The sequence below is a fragment of the Sphingomonas sp. TREG-RG-20F-R18-01 genome (assembly GCF_022662475.1).
Lineage (GTDB): Bacteria > Pseudomonadota > Alphaproteobacteria > Sphingomonadales > Sphingomonadaceae > Sphingomonas.
In genome coordinates this window covers 20,714-42,682 of sequence record NZ_JAKNQQ010000008.1, presented here as the reverse complement: position 1 = coordinate 42,682, position 21,969 = coordinate 20,714, and the positions used below count along the sequence as shown (strand labels likewise).

Below are 21,969 nucleotides of genomic sequence, written 5' to 3'. Positions count from 1 at the left end.
CCATGAAAACTTTCCTGCTCACCGGCCTCTCCGCACTTGCGCTCTCCGCCTGCGCCGCCGGCCCCACCTACGTCGCGCCCCTGCCCCCGCCAACTGCCGCCGCGCCGTTCGTCTCGACGAGCGCGGCGACGATGACTGCCCCCGTCGACCAGAACTGGTGGCGGATGTACCGCGACCCGATCCTAGACGGTCTCGTCGCCGACGCACTCGCGGCGAACACCGACCTGCGCGTCGCGGTCGCGCGGCTCGATACTGCGCGCGCATCGCTACGCGGTGCAAAGACCGACCGCGAACCGCAGGTGAATGCGGGCACCAGCGGCACTTACGGGCGCGCCTCGCAATTGCAGAGCCTCCCCGGCTTTGCGCGCGAGCGGGCCACCTACGACGTCGGACTCGACGTCAGCTACGAGGTCGACCTGTCCGGCCGGGTCCGCCGAGGCGTCGAGGCGGCGCGCGGCGATGTCGGCGCGGCGCAGGCGGATGCCGATGCCGTCCGCGTCTCGATCGTCGCGGAGACGACGCGCGCCTATGTCGACGCCGCCTCGTCGGCCGAACGGCTCGCGGTCGCGCGGCGCATCGTCAACCTGCTCGATACGTCGACCACTTTGACCGGCAAGCGCGTCGATGCCGGGCGCGCGACCAAGCTCGACCAGTCGCGCATCGCCGCACTGCGCGACCAGCGCGCCGCGCTCATCCCGCAGATCGAAGCCGAGCGGCAGGCCGCACTGTTCCGGCTGGCGACGCTGACCGGCCGTACACCGCAGGCGCTTCCCGCGATCGCGGGTGCACGCACCACCACCCCGCGGATCGACCAGCCAATCCCGGTCGGTGACGGCGCGGCGCTCCTCGCGCGCCGCCCTGACGTCCGCGCTGCGGAGCGGCGCCTCGCCGCCGCCACCGCACGGATCGGGGTGGAGACGTCACAACTCTATCCGCAAATCTCGCTTGGCGGCTCGGTCGGCTCGACCGCGACGACGATCGGCGACGTCTTTACCGGAGGTCCGGTGCGCTGGCTGGTCGGGCCATTGCTCAACTGGACGCTGAACCAGTCGGCCGCGCGTGCGCGGATCGCGGGGGCCAAGGCCGAGACGCGCGGCGCGCTGGCGACCTTCGATGGCAGCGCGCTGACCGCACTCGAGGAAACCGAGACCGCGCTTTCTACCTACGCGCGCGAACTCGATCGCCGCACGCAGCTCCAGTCCGCGCGCGACAATGCCGCCACCGCCGCGCGCATTACCCGCGCGCGGCAGCGCGAAGGAACGATCGATTTTCTCGAGGTACTCGACGCAGAGCGCACCTTTGCCGATGCCGACGCCGAGCTCGCGAACGCCGATGCGCAGATCGCCGACGCGCAGATCGACCTGTTTCGCGCGCTCGGTGGAGGCTGGCAGACGCAGCGAAGCTGACGGCGCGGCCTTGGTGCCGGCTACGTCATGCGCCAATCGATCGATGCGCGCGCGGCCGCGCAACGGCATGTCGCAGGCCAGGCAGAGGCTTTCGTCCTGACGGGTGTCCGGCCAGGGCTGCCGGTATTGCCGTCATCACGGCAAACATCATGGCGATCTGTACCCCGAAATCGGCAGAGGGCGCGGATCCGACCAACGGCAGGAAAGCAATGACCAACGCCCGCCTGGTACCCCGGACGAACAGCCGATCCGCCGGATCCAGATGCGCTAGCGGCTGACGGAAGGCGTTGAGGATGAACAGGGCCAGCAATAGGCTGCCGATCAAACCCGTCGCGCAGAGGATCGCAACGATCCAGCTGGACGCCCGGGTCGAGCCGATGCCCAGCCCGAAGCCGCCGGTTGCCTTCAGGCCGTCGAGACTCACACTGTTCCAATAGGATCGCTCTTCATAGGATGAGCTGCCCGATTTCTGGAGGATCGCTGCGTCGAAAATCCGCAGCAACTGGCTGCCCACGTCGGGCAAGACGGTGACCATCAGGCCCAAGCCAACGGCCAGACCCGCCAGGACGAGGACGTTCGAACGAAGGATGCGCTGATCCAACGCAGTTCTACCAGCGACGGCCAGCACCACAGTGTCGCCGGCGAGAATCGCGAAGAGCAGGCAGATACCCATGATAGCGCCCGAAGACGTCGACAACGCTGCCATGAACAGGCACGACCAGCCGGTGAGCGCCGCCAATACCTGCCAGCCAGCGCTCAGCGTCTGTGCGGGACGGGCGAACAGGAGCGTGGCCGCGAACGAAAGCGTGGCATAGCCGAAGCTGGACGCCTCGGGCTGCAACCCGATCACGCGGCGCATGCCGGCCATGTCGGCGTTGCCCAACAGGGCGTAGGGAGCGGTTCGCAGCGGATCCAATATGGTGCTGCCATAGGTGAGCATGTCCGCCACCCCGCTCAGCACGATGGCCATTCCCCCCAGGATCAGCCCCTTACGGAAAATTTCGCGGCCCGATTGCTGGAGCAGCAGCAGATATGTCCCCAACGCGAGCAGGCAGGAATTCAACAAATACAAGGTCTGCGTGACATTCCCGAACCCCGGGGCGAGCGGGGTTTCCTGCTGGGTATTGAGGCCAATCGTCGGTGCCCCGCCAAATATCCGCGGCGCGACCACGGTCAGCGTCAAAGCGTAAAGGCAGAAGAAGGCAAGCAGACCGAGATGGCGCCAGTTCAAGGTTGCGTCCTGAAGATCGGCGGGAGCGCTCTTATACATCAATCGGACCACAATGATGGGTGAGATTATGATCACGGGAACAAAGGAGACGCCCTTGGTCACATCGAGGGGAATGACAGCAAATGTTCCAAAGCTTATACTGATAAGGAATATGTACACGGCAATCCGTATCGGGCACCATATTGCTGCAAACGCGCATAGCCAGAATAGTGCCAGAACCATACTACCTCTTCACGATAGATCAGCTTGGGACCTTATAGCGGATGAACATCTTGCTGAACATGCCCAGCCAGCCGTCAGATCATCCCACTGGAGTGGGACGATTCGGCATGGAGCTTTCGCGCCAACTGATGGCTCGTCAACGGAACAGCTATTCCCTGCGATCTCAGTTCCGGCAATCGCAACTCGACCCTGCCTTTACTGCCATGAGGACCATCACGGCAATCAAACCCGTCAGCAAGCATGCCTTTGAAATGATCGGCAGTTCGCTCATGGCGCCGTTCGACCGTTCGGTCCGGACGATGGACCTGGTCGTCAATCTGGATCCGCTAGGTCTGTTCCTTGGCGCGGCGACCCGTATAACGATCGTTCACGACCTGTATTTTGCGGCCATGCCCGGACTGTACAGCCGCTTTGCCGTCGCCAAGGCCTGGCTGTTGCATCATATGGTATTGGGTCGCAGCAAGGTTATCGTGGCGATCTCGCAATCGACGGCGCGCGATATCAAGCGGCACTTCCCGCATCTGGCCGGTCGGGTTCGCGTCATTCTGTCCGACTCGACGATGCGCGCGGTGGCGGACTCCACATGGCTGACGCGCCTGAAAGCGCTGCGGTTCGTCCTGACGGTCGCCAACGCTACGCCGAACAAGAACCTCGAAACCCTTGCGAAAGCCTTTTGCATCGCCGCTGCGACCGATCCGGCGTTGATGCTCGTACACGCCGGGCGCGACGGCGATGATCGCATGCGGCGGGCCTTGGCCGAGCACGGGTATGCGGATCGCCTGATCCGGTACACGGGGATCACCGACGAGGAACTGGCCGCCTTGTACCAGTCAGCCCTATGTCTGGTGGTGCCGTCGCTGTACGAAGGGTTTTGCCTGCCGGTCATCGAGGCACAGCGGTACGGCTGCCCTGTGCTGTTCGCGGACGCGCCCGGTACTGCGGAAATCGGCGGGGACGGCGGCTTGCGATTCGATCCGCGCGACATCCAGGGCCTTGCTCAATTGCTCCAGCAAGTCCTGCACGCGCCTTTGTTGCGTGCCGAGCTCCGCGCGCGCGGATATCGCAACGCGCAGCGATTTTCCTGGGAACGCGCGGCAGCGGCTTATGAGCAGCTTTTCGAAGACGTGGCGCTCGGCATCCCGATGATGTCGCCCGTGGATCCGCCCGCGCTATAACCCAGCGCTGTAACCCCGCGCTATAACGTTGTGATCTTTGACGGGTGCAGGCCGCCGAAGACCATGTCGCGCAGTGCCAGCATATTGCCTTTTAGCCTACCGGAGCGATCGACCCAGGGTTCCGGGAACGCGGCCCGCGCGACGTTCATGCAGATGTTGCGCGCCATGAGCCGGACCGCGGCGGTCAAGCGCATCGTACCCTTGCGCCAAAGGTAGAGGGGGTTTGCCACCTGCGAATAACCCAGCCGCAACCCACTCGTGCGGCCGCTCTTGATGCCTTGATGAACACCAACAAAGGCGTTGGTGTAAGCAATCCTGCCGCGCCCGACGAGCCTGTACCCGAAGTCGACGTCCTCGAGCCACCCGTATAGCGGGAGTTGCTCGTCAAAACGCACGTCCCCGATCGCACTGGACCGATAGACCATGTTGCACCCGTAGAGCCCGCCGGGATGCTCGCGCAGCCAGACCGGCGGCCGTTGCGCGCGATCATATTCGCTCACCGTGGCCAATGCGACATCGTACGGGATTCCCGACCGATTGATCCCGTCCGCCAGCAAATGCCCCGACACTGCGATCAGATCCGGATTATCCTGAAACAGCACCGTGATATCTCGGACCATCGTGCGCGACGGGACATAATCGTCATCGAAGAACGCAATGATGTCGGCATTGCCAAGCGCTTGCTCCAGCCCGGCATTACGCTGTACCGATGATCCCTTGGCGCTGAAGATGACCTCACATCCCGCCGGAAACTGCCCGCCGTCCGGCAAGTCCGCAGGCGCGGATACGACCATATACAGCAGATCAGGTGGGCTAGTCTGGTCGGCGATGCGCTCTTTCCATTGCGCGAGGACCCCGGGCCGACCGACGCTCGCAATGACAATCGCCAAGGATAACCGATTTCCAGAGATCATGGTTTCCAGACTCTCGAGACGTGTGCGCCAAGGGGACCGAACCAGGTCTTCCGATACCACCGCTTACTGTCAAAGTTTATCGCAGAATGCCAATACAACCTTGCCCGGAACAGATTTTATGCACATTTCTACGGTATTTTCCGATATTTGTACTTAAGATTATGTACGTTTGTGGGGCAGCCTATTGGGAAGACATCGCGGCGAGGCGCGCTATGCCACCAATCGCTTTACAGCACCGAACCTATGGCGCGACCATGGGCGGAACGCATCGGCTGGATCGCAAGGGCCCGAGGGCAACTGCAGCCTTAGTGGCCGGTAATGACCCGTTCCGCTTCCCGCGCGAGACGGCCGAGCGCAAGCAAGTCGGGTGCGGCAGTCCGAGGCACCATGTCGACCACGCACAGCGCGCCCAACGCATAGCCCGCGCGATTGACGAGAGGGATGCCGGCGTAGAAACGGACATACGGCGGGTTTGCAACCGTCGAAATGGTCGCATAACGCTCGTCTTGCTGCGCATCGAGGATAACGAGCGGCTCTCCTGGACGCAGGATCACGCGGTTGCAGATCGACGCGGAGCGCGGCGTTTCGGAAACGTCGATGCCGAGCCCGGCGGCGATCCACTGCCGATCGCGATCGATGATGGAGACAGACGCTATCGGTGCCTGTGCGATCGCCGCCGCCTGTTCGACGATCCGCTGCAATTCTCCTTCGCGCTCGCTGGTGGTCTGCCTGATGGCGTCGACGGCGCTTTGACGCTGCCGTTCGTGCGCGGCCCCAAATGGGGCACCCCAATGCTCTAACATCTTACGCTCCCGCACATCGGGTCGAGTATCCCCAAGTCGCTCAACGCCAATCTTGTCCAACCAAATCCGGCACCGATCCCTGCCGCCAGTCACCTCATCTGCGCACGCAGTACCTCGGACCAATCGTAAGCCTGCGCGAAACCGTTGGAAATAGTCTAATTCATGGCACGATGGCCGCAGCTGTATTCAATTTGCCAATGCAGCGACGTGATCGATAAATGCCGCCATGCGGATCGTCTTGGTGACAAACACATCCGCGCCCGCGGCCTTGCAGGATTCCTCATCCTGGCGGCCGCTCAGCACGGATATCGCCATGATCGGGATGTGCCGCGTGAGCGGGCTGTTTTTGAGCTGACGGATAATATCCCGGCCATCGACATACGGTAATCGAATGTCGGTAATGATTATATCCGGCTGCCGCGCCGCGGCCTCGCCATAAGCCATGCGTTCGTCAGCTACCGTCACCGTGCGATGACCGCCCTTCTCCAGCCAGGCCGCGAACAGCTTGCGGTGCAGTACGTTGTCTTCGATCAACAAGACTGTTTTTGTCATCGCTGCGCCCTCTCATGCCTTTCGCTGCAATAAGGACGACGACGGACCATTTGCAAGGCACGGAGAATAAACGGAATTCCGGACAGTCCTGAATAAGCCGCGCTTCGGGATCCGTCCGGCACCGCAGAGGACGTCGAAGCCCCGGCAAAATACCACGCCGCCGTCCGTCGGTGCCACCGGCCCTTTCTTGTCGGACTATTGACCCGGTCAGCCTCCGCCGGTTAGCTTTGAAATCGCTGCGCCCGTTGGGGCGACAGGATGTGGGAGATTGAGGATGGACGGGGCCGGACCGCGCGTTCTCCGTCGCCACGCCATGCTTGGCTCGGCCCTCATAGGGTCGACGATCCCGACGGCACGCCGCGGCGCATTCTGTCGAGTTGAACGCACGAAGCGTAAGCCCGCGACCAAATAGGGGAAAGACGATGCGAGCAAGTTCCGGAAACCGATGCTGGCGCGCGATATTGACAGGGCTATCGCTGGTCCTGGCGGTGCCCGCGACGGCACAGGACGCCCGGATGGTGCCCACCCCCGCCCCTGCCGAGCCCGACGCGATCCGGCTGGACACTGGCGGTGTCGCTGGCTCCGGCGCGCCGGAAAGCTGGTTCAGTCAATATGGAGTTGCGATGGCGCGCAACGTCAGCACGGCGACCTTGACGCCGTTCCTGCCCGACCCCGCGAAGGCGACCGGCACGGCGGTGATCGTGGCACCGGGTGGCGGCTTCCTGATGTTGTCGATGGAGAATGAGGGTTGGCGCGTCGCGCGCGCATTGGCGGACCGCGGGATTGCCGCGTTCGTGCTGAAATATCGGCTGAAGCCTACCCCTCCAGCGATGCCGCAGTTCGAGCAGGCGGTGGCCGCGATGTTCGCCGGCGCGGGGCGGGCGACCACGCGCCTCCGCCCCGATGCAGCCGCCACCGGTCTCGCCGAGCCGATCGCGGACGCGCAAGCGGCCTTCGCGCTCGTCCGCGCGCATGCGCGCGAATGGCATGTCGACCCAGCGCGGGTGGGGATGATGGGGTTTTCCGCCGGCGCGATGACGACGATGGCAACCGCGCTCACGGCACCCGAGCTCCGCCCGGCCTTCCTCGCACCGATCTACGGGTCGATGGAGCCAGTCGTCGTCCGCCCCGATGCCCCGCCGCTGTTTGCCGTGCTCGCTGCCGACGACCCGCTGTTCGCCCGCAAGGGACTCGGCCTTATCGATTCCTGGCAGCAAGCGAACCGACCGGTCGAGTTCCATCTGTACGGCCAGGGCGGACACGGGTTCGGTCTCGGCAAGCGCGATACGACCAGCACCGGTTGGTTCGCTGCCTTCATCGCCTGGCTCGACATGAACGGACTACTCAAGCCGGGCGCTGGAGACGCGAAACCATGACCGGACGTTTCGAGGTCGGGCTCTGCAGGGGTAGCACCGGCTCCGCCCGCTGGCGCTCGATGGCAGCGGTTAGTGTTGCGGGATGCTGCTGAGACACTGGATGGAGACGACAGAGAAATCGCTCGTGGTGACCAGCGGCAGCGATGCCCCGGCAGAGTCCGAACCGCCCGCCCGCCAGCCGCGCGGCAAGGGCCGCCGATTGCGCGGTGCGATCGCGCACAAATTGGGCGTGGCAATCCTCTCGGGAGAATTCGCGCCGGGCGAAACACTGTCCAGCGAGATCGTCTTCGCCGAGTCGCTCGACGTATCCCGCAGCGCGTATCGCGAGGCGATCCAGGTCCTGATCGCAAAGGGGCTGGTCGAGAGTCGCCCCAAGGCGGGAACCCGCGTGCTCCCCCGCGAGCGGTGGAACCTGCTCGACCCCGACGTGCTGGCCTGGGCATTCGCCGGCGAGCCTGATCCGCAACTGGTCCGCAGCCTGTTCGAGCTGCGGTTAATCATCGAACCCGCGGCGGCCGGGCTGGCCGCAACCAACCGCGATCGTGGCGACATCAGGCTGATGAAGGAAGCGCTCGCGGCGATGCGTCGCCATTCGCTTGCGACGGATCTCGGCCGGGCGGCGGATCGACAGTTTCACGATGCGATCCTGCGGGCAACGCGGAACGATGCACTCGGTGTGCTGAGCGCGTCGATCGGGGCTGCAGTCAGCTGGACCACGCAGTTCAAGCAGCGCCTTCGGGCCCTGCCCCGTAATCCGATTCCGGACCATGTGCTCGTCTACGACGCGATCGTCGCCGCCAATCCCGACGCCGCCAAGGCAGCGATGCACCGCTTGGTCGAGCTCGCACTGGAGGACACACAAAGCGCAATGGCGGGCTGAAACTATCCGGTTTGTCGATGACGTCGACGGAGCAGTTGCGCGCAAGACAGGCATGCCTTGCGCGGAAGGACATTATACAGTTGTAACAGCACCAAAACGCTAAAAGTGGTTATTATTTTACAAAATAACGAAAAGTTTTCTTGTCACTTATGATTTTTGGATAGATATTCGTGAATAATGCATCACCTTTTTCGAGAAAATGGCAGTCGTTGAATGCTGCAACAAGCTATCCACAGATCCTGTACGGCATGCGCTTCCACACCGACGTTTCTCCCGATGCCACCGCCGGAGAGAACCGGATCACGCAACAGACGCGTCGGGAGGCCGCAAGCCGACCGAGCGCCTTCGCGCAGGATGGCCATGCCATCGGGACCTCATTCGAAAGATCGTAGCGCGCGGATGACCCGCGACCCAACCGCCGGACATTCTCGTCCCTGACCCGAGGTATACCATGGCATCGACTGTCTCGCGCGCGTTCCGTACCCTCCTGCTGGTCGGGGCAGCCCTGACGCCCGTGTCGGTACAGGCACAGGATAATGAGACCGCGTCCGACGCCAGCGCCGCCGGCGCGCCGCGGATCGCGGCCGATCGCATGGCGGCAACGCTGGTCGCACGACTGACGCTCGACGAAAAGCTCGACCAACTGCTGAATACCGCGCCCGCCATCAACCGGCTGGGCGTCCCGGCCTATAATTGGTGGACCGAGTCGCTGCATGGTGCGCTGGGCGCTCTCCCAACGACCAATTTCCCCGAACCGATCGGGCTGGCGGCGACGTTCGATGCCCCGCTCCTGCACGACGTTGCCGCTACGATCAGTACCGAAGTGCGTGGCCTGCATACGCTCGCCCGCCAGACCGGGCGGATGGGCCGGATCGGCACGGGGCTCGACACCTGGTCCCCCAACATCAACATCTTCCGTGACCCACGTTGGGGTCGCGGGCAAGAGACCTACGGCGAGGATCCGTATCTTGCCGCGCACATGGGGGTCGCCTTCGTCACCGGCATGCAGGGCCCCGACCCCGATCTGCCCGACGTCATCGCCAGCCCCAAGCATTTTGCGGTCCATAGCGGTCCAGAATCGACGCGGCACGCCGCCAACGTCTATGTCTCTCCGCATGATCTGGAGGATACTTACCTCCCCGCCTTCCGGGCTGCGGTGGTGGAAGGACGGGCGGGATCGATCATGTGCGCCTACAATCGCATCGACGGTCAGCCCGCCTGCGCCAATGACCTGCTACTGAAGGAGCACCTGCGCGGCGCGTGGGGCTTCACGGGCTATGTCGTATCCGACTGTGATGCGGTGAAGGACATTAGTGACGGCCATCATTATGCCCCGGACGGCGCCGCTGCGGCCGCGGCAGCGTTGAAAGCCGGGGTCGACAATGAGTGCAACACCGCAACGCTGACCGACACCGACGGGCTCGGCGAGCGCTATCGCGCCGCGTTGAAGCGCGGGTTGATTTCGGAGGCCGATATCGACCGAACGCTCGTGCGGCTGTTCTCGGCGCGCTACCGCAATGGGGACCTGGCGGGGATCCGCCCCGTCAGTGCGGTGAGCCCGAGCCAGATCGATACGCCGGCGCATCGCGCGCTGGCGCTCGCGGCTTCGGAACGGAGCCTGGTCCTGCTCAAGAATGCGGGCGTGCTTCCGTTGCAGCCAGGGGTCAGGATCGCAGTCATCGGCCCGCTGGGTGACGCCACGCGGGTGCTGCGCGGCAATTATTCCTCCGCCCTGTCCGCGCCGCCGATCTCGATCGCCGACGGGCTGCGGCAGGCAATCCCGGGGGCGACCGTCACGGTCGTGCCGTTCGGTCCGTCGTTCACCGACGGGGACCGTGTCCCGACGTCGGCACTCCGCGCGCCCGACGGCCAGCCCGGGCTGCTTGCACGCTATTACAACCCCGTCACGCCGCCGCCCAAACGGTTTGCGCCTGGCAGTTTCGGCGAAGCGACCAAGGCGATGCGGTTCGCAACCAAGCCCGTCGCGACCCGACGCGAGCCCGACGTCGCCGCCAGAAGCTTGGATCTCGCCAAGGTTTCGGATCATCACCGTGTCGTATGGACGGGCTTCCTCGTGCCGCCCGCCACCGGTACCTATCGGCTCGGCCTGACAGGCTTTGCCGGTTCGATGACGCTGAATGGTGCTGCGTTCGTCGACTTGACCAAGGCTGGCTATGGCAGCCTGCCCACCATGAAGGTTCTTCAGCTCGAAGCGGGGCATCGTTATCCGATCACTGTAACCGGCGACGAGCATGTGCTGTCCGGCATCGACCTGGTGTGGAAACGCATCGCGCCCGACCCTGGCGCCGCGCTCAAGGCCGCGGCCGCGGATGCCGACGTCTTCGTGGCCGCCGTTGGCCTGACCTCCGATCTCGAGGCCGAGGAAACGAGCGTCACGGTGCCCGGCTTTGCGGGGGGAGACAAGACGACACTCGACCTGCCGGCCGACCAGCAGGCGCTGCTCGAACAGGCACGCGCGACCGGCAAGCCGGTGATCGTCGTCGCAATGAACGGCAGCCCGATCAACCTGGCCTGGGCAAAGGACAATGCCGCGGCGATCCTCGAGGCCTGGTATCCCGGCCAGTCGGGCGGACTGGCGATCGGCAACGTGCTGTCCGGTAAAGTCAACCCGGCGGGACGCCTGCCACTGACCTTTTATCGCAGCCTCGCAGACCTGCCCCCGTTCGGCGATTACGCGATGGCGGGCCGTACCTATCGCTACTTCACCGGCACCCCGGTCTATCCCTTCGGGTACGGGCTCAGCTACACGAGCTTCGCCTACGCCCCGCTCACGCTCACACCGGCGACAGGCGGTGCGGAACACGGGCTTCGCGTGACGACCGAGGTCCGCAATACGGGCAAGCGCGCGGGCGACGAGGTCGTGCAGCTGTACCTCACCTTCCCCGACGTACCCGGTGCGCCACGCGTGGCGCTGCGCGGGTATCAACGGATCGCGCTGGCCCCCGGCCAAAGGCGCGGCGTGACCTTCGATCTTTCCCCGCGCGATCTGAGTGCCGTGACCGCCGACGGCACGCGTGAGGTCATGGCCGGGCAATTCCGGGTCAGCGTTGGCTCGGGCCAGCCCGATACCGACGTTCCGGTACGATCGGCCAATTTCCGGACCAGCCGGGTAGAGCCCCTGCCGCTGTAAAAACCGTAGGGTGAAATCCTGCCACGAGCAGCGAAAGCCTTTTCGCGGCCGTGCGCAGGATGCAGCCGTCAGGCGCGATCCGCGCGCTCAGACGGACCTGGTGCGATCGGCCTTGCCCACGGCAACCTCGATGGCGCCCGGAGCCACCTTTGCGGTAACGGGCGTACAGGCGAGCACCTCGCCATCGATCGAAATGCGTTGTGGTGGATCGATCGTGATCTGGAAACACTTGCCGACGAAATCGCGGCTGCATGCGTCCTTGTCGCGAAGCTTGAAGAACTTGGCGTACCAGTCGCGGGCCAAGGCGACCTTGCTCTGACCCACCACCGCCTGGACCAGCAGCTCCCGCGTCCCGACATCGGCATGATCCGACAGCGCTACTCCGCCATGATGCCGTCCATTGAGAATTCGTAGCTCCGTTGCCCAAAGCGTTTCGCGCTGCGTCCCATCGTCCACCGTGAGCCGGAACGCCCGAAAGCGGATCGAGCATTTCACCGCCCACAGCAGATAGCCGACGCGTCCGGCATAGCGCTTGAGCGCGTGCGGCACGGTTTCGCCGATCATCGTCGACAGCCCGATCGACGCACCGTTGACGAAATAATCGTCGTCGATCATTCCCAGGTCGATCCGACGCCGCTCGCCATGCGCGATGACATCGATCGCCCCGTCGAGATCAAGCGGCAGACGCAACGACCGCGCGAAGCTGTTTGCGGTCCCGAGGGGCAGGACCGCGAATACGCAGTCCGTGCCGACCAGTTGATCGACAACGCCGGAAAGCGATCCGTCCCCGCCGCCGACGATGACCATCGGGGCACCGCTGGCGACGACGGTGCGCATGGTTTGCTCCATGTCGGCGGGATCTTGCACGGCGTGGGCGCTTCGCAGCACCACGCCCGCCGCGGTCAGCTTGGCGCGCGCGGTCTCGAACAGATCCTGCCCCTTTCGCGAATGGGCATTGACGATCAGCGCGGCTTCGCGTGGCAAGGGTCTTGTTTCCATCCCGCAACAACACGCGAGACACGCTGTGGCTCCGAGCGGCCGCGCTTTCGTCATGCGACGGCCCCGTCCGCCACCACGACAAGCCCATGCTGCGATGAGCGCCACACACGTCTGAACCGAGGATGGATAGATACCGCTGTCATATGGCCCCTGGAACAACTCGGCGCAGCTGCGTTGCATTTCGGCGCAGACCCATTGCCCATCTTCATGGTGGGAATAGCTTGATGGTGTTGGGGGCGTTGTGCGAGTCGGCTCACATCAAGGGACGATCGTGATCACGCCTCGCCGTCGGGAGAGCAGTCATGGACCTTCGTGCCAGTGAAACGGCCGTGGAGCCGCAAGCCATCCTCGTGCGCGTCGATGCAGACACGCTACCACCTTCCTCGATCGAGCAGGTCGTGCTCGACCTGTCCAAATTTCATAACGGACGTTGGGCGTTGCAGCTCGACGCCGCGTTCGCGCATCGCGATACGTCCGTGGTCATTCTGGCGCAGGGGCTCGCATGCCTGGCGGTATCCTGGTGGGCACAATTGTCGCCGCGCAGTTATCTGCGATCAGTGCGGGGCGCCGTCTTCGACTCACCCTTGTCGATCGATCTCCACCACGTCGCGGCAGCTGCGAGCATTCGAACGGGACCAATCTATCGGCTGCCCTTTCCGTCGATCGTCGTCAGCGACACGACGTTCCAGGTCGAAGAGGTGCTGGCACTCGCCGACAAATGGGGCAGCCAGTTCGTCGCCACGGCACCCGCAACGGTCGGCGACCCAACCAACCGCCATGCCCGTTCGGACGTCGCCGAAATGTTGCTGTCGCATGCTCGGCTACTGGAACGGGCCCCGGCGGGACAGCCGAGGCTGGCCAGTCTGACCGTGCCCGATCCCACGGCAATCGACCGGGCATCGTAGGTCCGCGCACGGGCGTAGCGTCGCCCGGGGCGGCACAATTGTCATGCGTTCATGCGGAACTGTCACCGTTTATTGACAGCCGATCCGCCTGCTCCCAGATATCGCCGAATGACAAGCTCGGCGCAGCCTCGGACCTTATCGCTACCACTGGAATACGATCGCTTCATCGAAGAGCAGGTCGCGGCTGGCACCTATGCAGACGTCGGTGCGGTGGTGATGGCGGCGTTGTCGGCGCTGCGTGCCAAAGAGGAGCCGCAACGCGACCACGCTTTGGCGGAATGGCCCCGTGGCGGCGGGGCCTGTGGCGATCTGGTGCGCGCACGGGACTGGAGCAAGACGTCGTTGGGTCCGGTCGACGACTGGTCCGTGGAGCTTCGGACGACCGTCGCGAACATCCTGAATTCCCCGGTCGCCAAGGTGCTGATGTGGGGACCGGATCACATCATGCTGTACAACGATCCGTATTGCACGATCGCGGGGGATCGCCATCCCGCTGCGTTTGGCAGCCCGGTGGCACGTGCCTTCCCGGACGTTTGGGACTGGAACCGGCCGATCCTGGAAGCGGGACTGCGCGGGGAGCTCCGTTCCTACAGCAACCAACCGGTCGTGTTCGACCGCGCGACCGGCCCGCAGACGCTGACCCTCGACATGTTCTACACGCCTGTGTTTGATTCGACCGGCAATCCGGGCGGGGTCATGTGCACGATCGTCGACAACAGCGCGCGCGCAGACGTCGAGCGGCGCGTTGCTGCCAGCGCCGCCGAATTGCGACAGATCACCGACGCGGTGCCGATGCTGGTTTCCTATGTGGACCGCGATCACATCTACCGTTTCGCCAATGGGTGCTACCGCGACTGGCTGGGCGTCGACCCCGAAGCGATGATCGGCACGTCGGTCGCGACCGTCTTGGGACCGGCGCAATATGCTTCACGGCGTCCGTGGATCGACCGGGCGCTCGGGGGCGAGCAGCTGTCGTCCGAAACGATGCTGGTCCACCGCGACGGACGCGAGCGGCGCAGCGAGATCCGCTACATCCCCCATATCGAGCCGGACGGGTCGATCCCCGGCGTCCATATCCTGGCCATCGACGTCGAGGAGCGGGCGGATCGCGAGGCTGCCCTGGCGCTCAGCAACGGTCGTTTCCGCACCGCGATGGATGCGATCCACGGTGTGCTGTGGACCAACAGTCCCGACGGTCGGATGATCGGTGAACAGCCGGGCTGGGCCGCCCTGACCGGCCAGACCTTCGAAGCCTACCAGGGCTTTGGCTGGGCCAGTGCCGTCCATCCGGAGGACGCTGCGCCCACGACCGACGCTTGGCTGCAAGCGGTCGCGACCAAGTCCATGTTCGTGTTCGAACACCGCGTCCGGCATCATTCGGGCGCGTGGCGCACCTTCGCCGTCCGCGCACTCCCCCTGCTGGACGAAGCGGGCGAGATCCGGGAGTGGGTCGGGGTCCATACCGACATCACGCACCGGCGTGCCGCCGAAGCCGCATTGCGCGCGCAGGCGGAGAAGCTCGCGCGGGAGGCGGGGCATCGCAAGCGAGCCGAGGATCAGTTGCGCCTGCTCAACGAGGATCTCGAAGCGCGGGTCATCGCGGAAATCGGCGAGCGGCGGCAGGCCGAGGCCAAGCTCGCGCAGTCACAGAAGATGGAAACGGTCGGCAAGCTGACCGGCGGCGTGGCCCATGACTTCAACAACCTGCTGCAGGTCGTCTCGGGCAACCTCCAGCTGCTGGCGAAGGACATCGCGGGCAACGATCGTGCCGAACGCCGGGTTGCCAATGCCATGGCCGGCGTGTCGCGCGGCGCAAAGCTTGCCGCGCAGTTGCTGGCATTCGGCCGGCGCCAGGCGCTGGAGCCGAAGGTCGTCGATGTCACCCGGTTCGTACGCGGCATGGACGACATGCTGCGCCGCGCGATCGGCGAGGGCATCGAGGTCGAGACGATCGTCGGGGGCGGGCTGTGGAATACCTTCATCGACCCGGCACAGGTCGAGAACGCCCTGCTCAACCTAGCGATCAACGCCCGCGACGCGATGGAGGGCCAAGGCAAGCTGACGATCGAACTGGGCAATGCGCATCTCGATGACGCTTACGCGCGGACCCATGACGAAGTGGTGCCGGGGCAATATGTCATGCTGGCGGTTTCGGATACCGGCAGCGGCATGCCGCCAGAGGTCATCGAGAAGGTGTTCGAGCCGTTCTTCTCGACTAAGAGCGAAGGCAAGGGATCCGGGCTCGGCCTGTCGATGGTCTATGGCTTCGTCAAGCAATCGGGAGGGCACGTCAAAATCTATTCGGAGGTTGGCGAAGGCACCACGATCAAGCTGTATCTCCCGCGCTCGATGGAGTCGGAGGACGTCGAGGTGGTGACCGACACCGGACCGATCGTTGGTGGCAGCGAGACCGTGCTGGTCGTCGAGGACGATGCCGAGGTCCGCGACACCGTGGTCGAAATCCTGTCCGACCTCGGGTACAGCGTGCTCAAGGCGGTCGACGCCGCGAGCGGGCTCAGCGTGATCGAGAGCGGGATCGCCATCGACATGCTGTTTACCGACGTGGTGATGCCGGGAACCATGAAAAGCCCGGAGCTTGCCCGCAAGGCACGCGAACGGCTCCCGAACATCGCAGTGCTGTTCACCTCGGGCTACACCGAGAATTCGATCGTTCACGGCGGCAAGCTCGACGCCGGGATCGAACTGTTGTCGAAACCCTATACGCGGGAGGCGCTTGCCCGAAAGTTCAAGCACGTCCTCGCCAACCAGCGCCAGCGCAAGGCCGGCGCAACCACCGGCACCCCTGCCCCATCAGTCGTCACCCCCGTCGCCGCCCCTGTCATCGCCCCCGTGCCGATGATGAAGCGCGGCACGATCCTGCTGGTCGAAGACGATGGCATGATCCGCATGAATACCGCAGAGATGTTGCAGCAGAGCGGTTTCGTCGTGGTCGATGCAGCAAGTGCGGAGGAGGCGATGGCCGCGTTGCATACGGTCCCGATCGACGCCCTGGTAACGGACGTCAATCTCCCTGGCCTGTCCGGACCGGAACTCGCCAGCAAGGCACGCGAACTGCGACCCGACGTCAGGATCGTCTTTGCCACCGGCGATACCGCCGCGGCCAATACGGACGCGGGAGCCGTCCTGCTCAGCAAGCCATACGATGCGACAGATCTCGTTGCGGCCGTCGATCAGGCGCTTGGGCGGAAGGACGAGGAGGCATCGGTATCCGCTCAAGCGGCACCGGTCGCGGACGAATAATCAACGCCACGATAGTCCTTGGCCCGATCTCGTGAGACGATTGCCAGCGGTCCGGCGTTCACCGGGCATGCTGGTCTTTATCGATTTCGAAGCCTCGTCGCTCGCCAAGAAGAGCTATCCGATCGAGGTCGGCTGGGTATTCGAGGACGGGCGGTCCCACGGGTGCCTGATCCGTCCGGCCCCGGACTGGACCGACTGGGATCCGGCCGCGGAAGCGATCCATCACATCGCGCGGGACACGCTGGTCGCGGACGGCACGCCGCACGACGTGGTCGCCACGAAAATGGTTGCGGATCTTTCCGGCCACGACCTGGTGGCGAGCGCGCCGTCCTGGGACGGGAAGTGGCTGAGTGCGCTGCTCCGCGCAGCAGGTCTCGACCGACGCAGTTTGCGGTTGCGCGCCAGCGAAGATGCCCGCCGCGAAACCGCAACCGCGATCCTGGCGCCGCATGTGCCAGCGGGCGCGCTGACGGATCGTGTCGAGGACGTGCTGACCCTCGCGCAAATTCGGGAACCCGCCCATGTTCCGGCGCATCGCGCGTTGGCCGATGCCCAGGAAGAACGGGGACGGTGGTGTGCGGTCCGCACCGCAGCCCTTCGCGCGGCGGAGCGTCTGCAAAATGACCGCTGACCGGTCCGCCGCCGCCCCGGATTACCCCGTAACGCCCGACGGACGTTATTTCGTCGTCCGCGGGAGGCTATGGCGACGCAGCAATCCCGCGCTGGCAGCGGATGTTCGGACGGCGCTCGTCAAGGAACTGATGGACGCCCGCCGCGCGGTGGGCGTGGCGCTGCGATCCGGAGACGGCGCCGGAGAGACCCAGGCACGCCGGCAAGTGGACCAGGCAAAGCGCGCTCTCGGCGAACGTGGCCCCGTCTGGTGGGAGGACGGCGCCCCCGACCTCAACCGACACATGGCGCGCAACACACCGTACGCGAGTTGGTTCGCAACGCTCGAACGCTAGTTCCTGATCGGCACGATTACCGCGTGCGGGGCGTTATCCTAGCCGCGACAGGCCCCGGCAAGATGCGCTGCCCGTTGCTCCAGCCGGATCCGCATCGCACCTTTTGGGGTCACGCCGGACATTTGCGCCTGCCCGGCAAATCCCGCCAAATCATAGGTTCCCGAGCGGGATACCTTCAGCGGCGCTCCCTGTTTCTGCGGGCAACTCAGCACCTGGGTAAAGCGGCCCTTGTCGATCTGGACGCTGTCGACGTGACAGTGCGCTTTGGGGTCCGGCGCAAGAAGCGCGGCGACCCCAGCCTTCGCCTGCTCGGCCGAAACGCATTTATGCTCGGCCTTCGACCGGCCTTTCATCATCCGCAGCAAGAAGCCTGGCGCGCCGGGAATATCGAGGTCGGTCGCGGTCGAGACGACGTCCCACCGCCCGGGCGCGATCGACTGCGCGGACGAAATTCCCGGAACCACAAGGCCAAGCAACAGAAGCGATTTCCACATTCCATCACTGTGCCGGGCGCGCGGCGGTCACGCAAGCCTCTCTTCGGAATGGCAAAATTGCCGACCAAGGGCTCCACGGTCGCAACAAAAACGCGATGGCATCATGCCTGTTCCGTGAGGGTATGCCGCTCACTCACGTCGCATCGCCGGATCGGGCAGCAGAGCGGCGGCTCCAATATGCCCGCCTCGCGTTGAGCCATCGACGAGATGTGCAAGAGGATGTTCCGCCATGGACCCGACCGACCGCCCCGACCGCCGGCAAGTGTTTCAAGCTGCCGGTATAGGCGCAACCGCGCTGCTTTTAGGATCACGTGCGACGGCGCAAACTTTCGTCCCGCCCAGCCCGGTCGATGTCGGCCGGGTCGAAAACGGCAAGGTGACGTTTCCCGCCTGGCGTAACGCCGCGGACACGCCTTCTCCGCCACCCCCCACCCCGCTGCCACCTGGGGAACGGATCGGCTTCGCGATCGTCGGCCTCGGCCGCCTCGCGCTCGAGGAGATCCTGCCCGCATTCGCCATGTCGCTCAAGGCAAAACCCGTTGCGCTGGTATCCGGCTCGCCGGACAAATTGCACGCGGTCGCAAGGCAATATGGGATCAAGCCCGAGGCTTGCTACAGCTACGCGGATTTCGACCGCATCCGGGATAATCCGGAGGTCAAGGTCGTCTACATCGTGCTGCCCAACGCGATGCATCGCCTTTACTGTGAACGCGCGGCGAAAGCAGGCAAGCACGTCCTGACGGAAAAGCCGATGGCGATATCGTCGCAGGATGGGCAAGCCATGGTCGATGCCTGCAGCAAGGCCGGCGTGAAGCTGATGGTGGCCTATCGCATCCAGTACGAGCCGTACAATCGCCGCGCCATGCAACTGGTTCGCAGCGGCAAATATGGCAAGTTGCTCGCCTATCACGGGGTCAACACGCAGACCGTCGCGGAGGACGGTCACGAACAGTGGCGGCACAAGAAGGCGATGGCCGGGGGTGGATCGCTGTTCGACATCGGGCTCTATTGCCTGAACACCGCACGCTTCATCACCGGCGAGGAACCGATCGAGATCTTCGCTACCAGCTATTCTCCCCCTGGCGATCCACGGTTTGCCGAAGTCGAGGAAACCGTGTCCTTCACGCTGCGGTTTCCATCCCATACCATCGCCAACTGCTTCACCAGTTACGGCGGCCGCGACGATAAATACCAGCGGCTGAACCTGGAAACCGCCGCGATGGATATGGCCAACAGCTATCAATATACCGGCCAGCGGCTCGTCATCATCGGACGCGAAGGCGACGCGACCAGCACCGACGCTCTGACACTATCCCCCAAGAATCAGTTTGCTGCCGAAATCGATCATATGGCCGATTGCGTCCTGACCGGCGGCACGCCCCATACTCCCGGGGAAGAAGGCGTGCAGGACCACCGGTTGATGGAAGCGATTTACGAGAGTGCCCGAACCGGGCGGCCGGTGCGGTTGCCAGCCCGGCAAGGGCTGGACCTGTTTCGACATCCGGCATTGCAGGAGGCATGAGGGGGGCCGGCCGGCCCCTTTCCCTGCTTCAGAATTTGGCGATCAGCGTCACGCCGCCAATCATCAATGCAGCGCCGAGGAAGCGCATCGGGTTCATGGCATGCTGTTCCATGCGCAACAGCCCGAAATGATCGATCGCCAGGCTCGCAAGAATATTGGCGGTGATCGTGATGCCGTTGACCGGCCCGGCGCCGAGCTTCTGGATCATCAGGAACCCCGCGAAGACCGCAACCGCGCCCACGATGCCACCGAGCGGTGCCCACCACGGCATGGACGCGAGATCCCCGACCGTGGGCAAGGGCCGCGGCATACAGGCAAATAGGGCAGACGTCAGGAAGAGCACCAGCATGAACGAAATGGAAGTCGCCAGCCACGGGTTCACCAGCGACTTGTTGAGCTGGCCGCCCATGGCGGCCCCGGCGGCTTGCAAGATACCGGCGGCGAAAATGAAGGGATAGGCCCAGGCAGCATTCATGATCGTCTCCTTTTCAACGGGGGAATGGAATATCGAGGCGGGGCTACCCCGCGCCCGCTGCAGGAACGCTCACGCGCGCGGCCGGCCGCATGCCGGCAACCGAGAACACGGCGCGGATCCGGCGTTGCGTCCGATGCCGGCATCACCAACGTCGCCCGTTCTTGTTGGGGCCGAGTTGCGTTCCCGCAATCCCGTGTTCGGGCCATGGTCCCACGGAGTGGATGTCGCGTCCGGGTGCAACCGGAACGCCGCGGCGGGGAATGTCGTCGACATCCCGCACGAGCACGGACACGCTGTCCTGGTCCGTACCACACGCCACGGTCAATCGGTGGAGCCCCGCCGGAAGCGTGACGGCCACGCGAACCAGTCCGGCCTCGTCAGGACCGGTCATCGCCCACTCCGTGTCGGCGAAGCGCAGCGACGCGGGCTGGTCGGTGTGGCCATAAACCTTGGCCACGATCTCTACCGTCCCCGGGCGAGGCACCTGTTGCGGGTCGGCCGGGCGCGTGACCATGCGATAGTCCGACGGCGCCACGATCTGGACGAAGGGCCACGGCGACCCCAACGTCTTGAACCGCCAGCTCGGTACGCGGTCATGAACGGTGACGATCGCATAACCGGGCTGGCCGTCATCCTCCTCGATCTGGCCGGTCGAGCGGGTCGCGCCATAAACGACCCGGCCATCGTTGAGCAGTTCGTTGTAATGCGTGTGCCCGGTATCGACAAAGGCGACGCGCGCGTCTGCCAATGTCCGCGCGATAACGTCTCCGTCTGCGGCAAGGTCGCCGGGATAGCCGTGCATGAAGACGATCGGGGTCTGGCGCTCCGCCTCGGCGCGCGCCAGTTCCTCGAACAGGCGGTTGCGATGGTGCATCGTCAGTCGGAAGTCCGGGCCGCCCGCGCCCGCCGAAATCATGTCCAGGAAGATGCACCGGTGCCCGGCGATGACTTCCACTTCCGGACGATTGGCCGCGGGAAAGGCCGCTTCGTAATGCGCGAGATCCCCGGGCTCGAAATCGTGGTCACCCGCGATCGCCCGCCAGGGAAGACCCAGCGGTTCCAGCGCTTCCAGGATATGCGCATATTGCGCCGGCGTCGCGTGATTCGCATTGTCTCCCGGCAGGAAGACGAAGTCTGCCGCGGCACCGACCCACGTGTTGATCTCCGCGACCGTCGCTTGCAACCGGGTCTTGCTCAGCAAGCCGTCGGCTTCGTCCATATGCAAATCGCCGACATGCACCCAGGTGACGGTTTTGCTCATGCCGATTCACCGTTGCCGCAGCCTGCATACGCGAGGCGCGCCCCGGGCGGGAAGATGGGGTCGACGACGGCATGGGACGATATCGCGGCACTTGCCATCACACTCACTCTTTACGCTTGTAGATCAATGCAGTCCGGCGCCCGATTGGCACGGCAGCCCTCTATGCGCTGGCAAGTCGCCGTGGCGTGAACGGTCTGGTTCAGTTTCGGTTCAGCACAAAAAACGGCGGTCGGTCACCGGACATTCGTAATACCAACGGTTCGTCGCTTTGCCGGAGAGGGGTTTGAGCGCATCATGTCTCTAAGGGGATCAGAGAGGCGAGAAATACGCCCGCACGTATCCGCACAGGGGAGGATGCTACGGAAAGGTGGCCAGAA

At 64.5% G+C, this 21,969-nt stretch carries 18 protein-coding genes; 10 read left to right on the top strand and 8 right to left on the bottom strand.

Features of this window, described 5'->3' with window-relative positions:
* Positions 1–2: 2 nt before the first annotated feature.
* Entirely contained in the window at positions 3–1,406 is a 1,404-nt protein-coding gene (locus L8K25_RS17910; protein ID WP_242140360.1) for a TolC family protein, read from the top strand.
* Positions 1,407–1,431: 25 nt separating this feature from the next.
* On the opposite strand, the gene L8K25_RS17905 is transcribed toward L8K25_RS17910, so the two are convergent.
* Complete coding sequence (locus tag L8K25_RS17905) at positions 1,432–2,859, bottom strand: hypothetical protein (protein ID WP_242140359.1); 1,428 nt, start codon at positions 2,857–2,859, stop codon at positions 1,432–1,434.
* Between the two features lie 251 nt (positions 2,860–3,110).
* Between L8K25_RS17905 and L8K25_RS17900 the strand changes: the two genes are divergently transcribed.
* A complete protein-coding gene (locus L8K25_RS17900; protein ID WP_242140358.1) occupies positions 3,111–4,034 on the top strand; it encodes a glycosyltransferase family 1 protein in 924 nt (307 codons plus the stop codon).
* 20 nt (positions 4,035–4,054) lie between these two features.
* Here the strand turns inward: L8K25_RS17900 and L8K25_RS17895 are convergent, their stop codons facing one another.
* The 3 genes from L8K25_RS17895 to L8K25_RS17885 all read right to left on the bottom strand — a co-directional run bounded on the left by L8K25_RS17895 (position 4,055) and on the right by L8K25_RS17885 (position 6,285).
* A complete protein-coding gene (locus L8K25_RS17895) occupies positions 4,055–5,008 on the bottom strand; it encodes a glycosyltransferase (protein WP_242140357.1) in 954 nt (317 codons plus the stop codon).
* Between the two features lie 245 nt (positions 5,009–5,253).
* Positions 5,254–5,811: a GAF domain-containing protein gene (locus tag L8K25_RS17890; protein WP_242140356.1), complete on the bottom strand. Its 558-nt coding sequence runs from the start codon at positions 5,809–5,811 to the stop codon at positions 5,254–5,256.
* Positions 5,812–5,937: 126 nt separating this feature from the next.
* Positions 5,938–6,285, bottom strand: a complete 348-nt coding sequence (locus L8K25_RS17885) for a response regulator (RefSeq protein WP_242140355.1) — start codon at positions 6,283–6,285, stop codon at positions 5,938–5,940.
* Positions 6,286–6,725: 440 nt separating this feature from the next.
* Here L8K25_RS17885 and L8K25_RS17880 point away from each other — a divergent pair, with 440 nt between their 5' ends.
* The 3 genes from L8K25_RS17880 to L8K25_RS17870 all read left to right on the top strand — a co-directional run bounded on the left by L8K25_RS17880 (position 6,726) and on the right by L8K25_RS17870 (position 11,710).
* Complete coding sequence (locus L8K25_RS17880) at positions 6,726–7,679, top strand: alpha/beta hydrolase (RefSeq protein ID WP_242140354.1); 954 nt, start codon at positions 6,726–6,728, stop codon at positions 7,677–7,679.
* A gap of 100 nt (positions 7,680–7,779) precedes the next feature.
* On the top strand, positions 7,780–8,559 hold the full coding sequence (locus L8K25_RS17875; protein WP_242140353.1) for a FadR/GntR family transcriptional regulator: 780 nt from the start codon (positions 7,780–7,782) through the stop codon (positions 8,557–8,559).
* 451 nt (positions 8,560–9,010) lie between these two features.
* Entirely contained in the window at positions 9,011–11,710 is a 2,700-nt protein-coding gene (locus L8K25_RS17870) for a glycoside hydrolase family 3 C-terminal domain-containing protein (protein WP_242140352.1), read from the top strand.
* 87 nt (positions 11,711–11,797) lie between these two features.
* On the opposite strand, the gene L8K25_RS17865 is transcribed toward L8K25_RS17870, so the two are convergent.
* A complete protein-coding gene (locus L8K25_RS17865; RefSeq protein ID WP_242140351.1) occupies positions 11,798–12,709 on the bottom strand; it encodes a diacylglycerol kinase family protein in 912 nt (303 codons plus the stop codon).
* Between the two features lie 302 nt (positions 12,710–13,011).
* Here L8K25_RS17865 and L8K25_RS17860 point away from each other — a divergent pair, with 302 nt between their 5' ends.
* From L8K25_RS17860 to L8K25_RS17845, 4 genes are all read left to right on the top strand, one after another.
* Entirely contained in the window at positions 13,012–13,614 is a 603-nt protein-coding gene (locus L8K25_RS17860) for an alpha/beta hydrolase (RefSeq protein ID WP_242140350.1), read from the top strand.
* Positions 13,615–13,722: 108 nt separating this feature from the next.
* Positions 13,723–16,875 carry a PAS domain-containing protein gene (locus L8K25_RS17855; protein ID WP_242140349.1) on the top strand — a complete coding sequence of 1,051 codons (3,153 nt, stop codon included), beginning with the start codon at positions 13,723–13,725 and terminating at the stop codon, positions 16,873–16,875.
* A 67-nt stretch (positions 16,876–16,942) separates the two neighbouring features.
* Positions 16,943–17,506, top strand: coding sequence for a transcriptional regulator (locus L8K25_RS17850; RefSeq protein WP_242140348.1), 564 nt, complete (start codon positions 16,943–16,945; stop codon positions 17,504–17,506).
* Complete coding sequence (locus L8K25_RS17845; protein ID WP_242140347.1) at positions 17,496–17,840, top strand: hypothetical protein; 345 nt, start codon at positions 17,496–17,498, stop codon at positions 17,838–17,840. The genes L8K25_RS17850 and L8K25_RS17845 overlap by 11 nt, the downstream gene beginning before the upstream one ends.
* A 38-nt stretch (positions 17,841–17,878) precedes the next feature.
* On the opposite strand, the gene L8K25_RS17840 is transcribed toward L8K25_RS17845, so the two are convergent.
* Positions 17,879–18,334, bottom strand: a complete 456-nt coding sequence (locus L8K25_RS17840; RefSeq protein WP_242140346.1) for a DUF3617 family protein — start codon at positions 18,332–18,334, stop codon at positions 17,879–17,881.
* Between the two features lie 229 nt (positions 18,335–18,563).
* On the opposite strand from L8K25_RS17840, the gene L8K25_RS17835 reads away from it, so the two are divergent.
* Complete coding sequence (locus L8K25_RS17835) at positions 18,564–19,856, top strand: Gfo/Idh/MocA family oxidoreductase (protein ID WP_242140345.1); 1,293 nt, start codon at positions 18,564–18,566, stop codon at positions 19,854–19,856.
* Between the two features lie 28 nt (positions 19,857–19,884).
* On the opposite strand, the gene L8K25_RS17830 is transcribed toward L8K25_RS17835, so the two are convergent.
* A complete protein-coding gene (locus L8K25_RS17830) occupies positions 19,885–20,331 on the bottom strand; it encodes a DMT family transporter (protein WP_242140344.1) in 447 nt (148 codons plus the stop codon).
* Positions 20,332–20,473: 142 nt separating this feature from the next.
* Entirely contained in the window at positions 20,474–21,592 is a 1,119-nt protein-coding gene (locus tag L8K25_RS17825; RefSeq protein WP_242140343.1) for a metallophosphoesterase, read from the bottom strand.
* Positions 21,593–21,969: the final 377 nt, after the last annotated feature.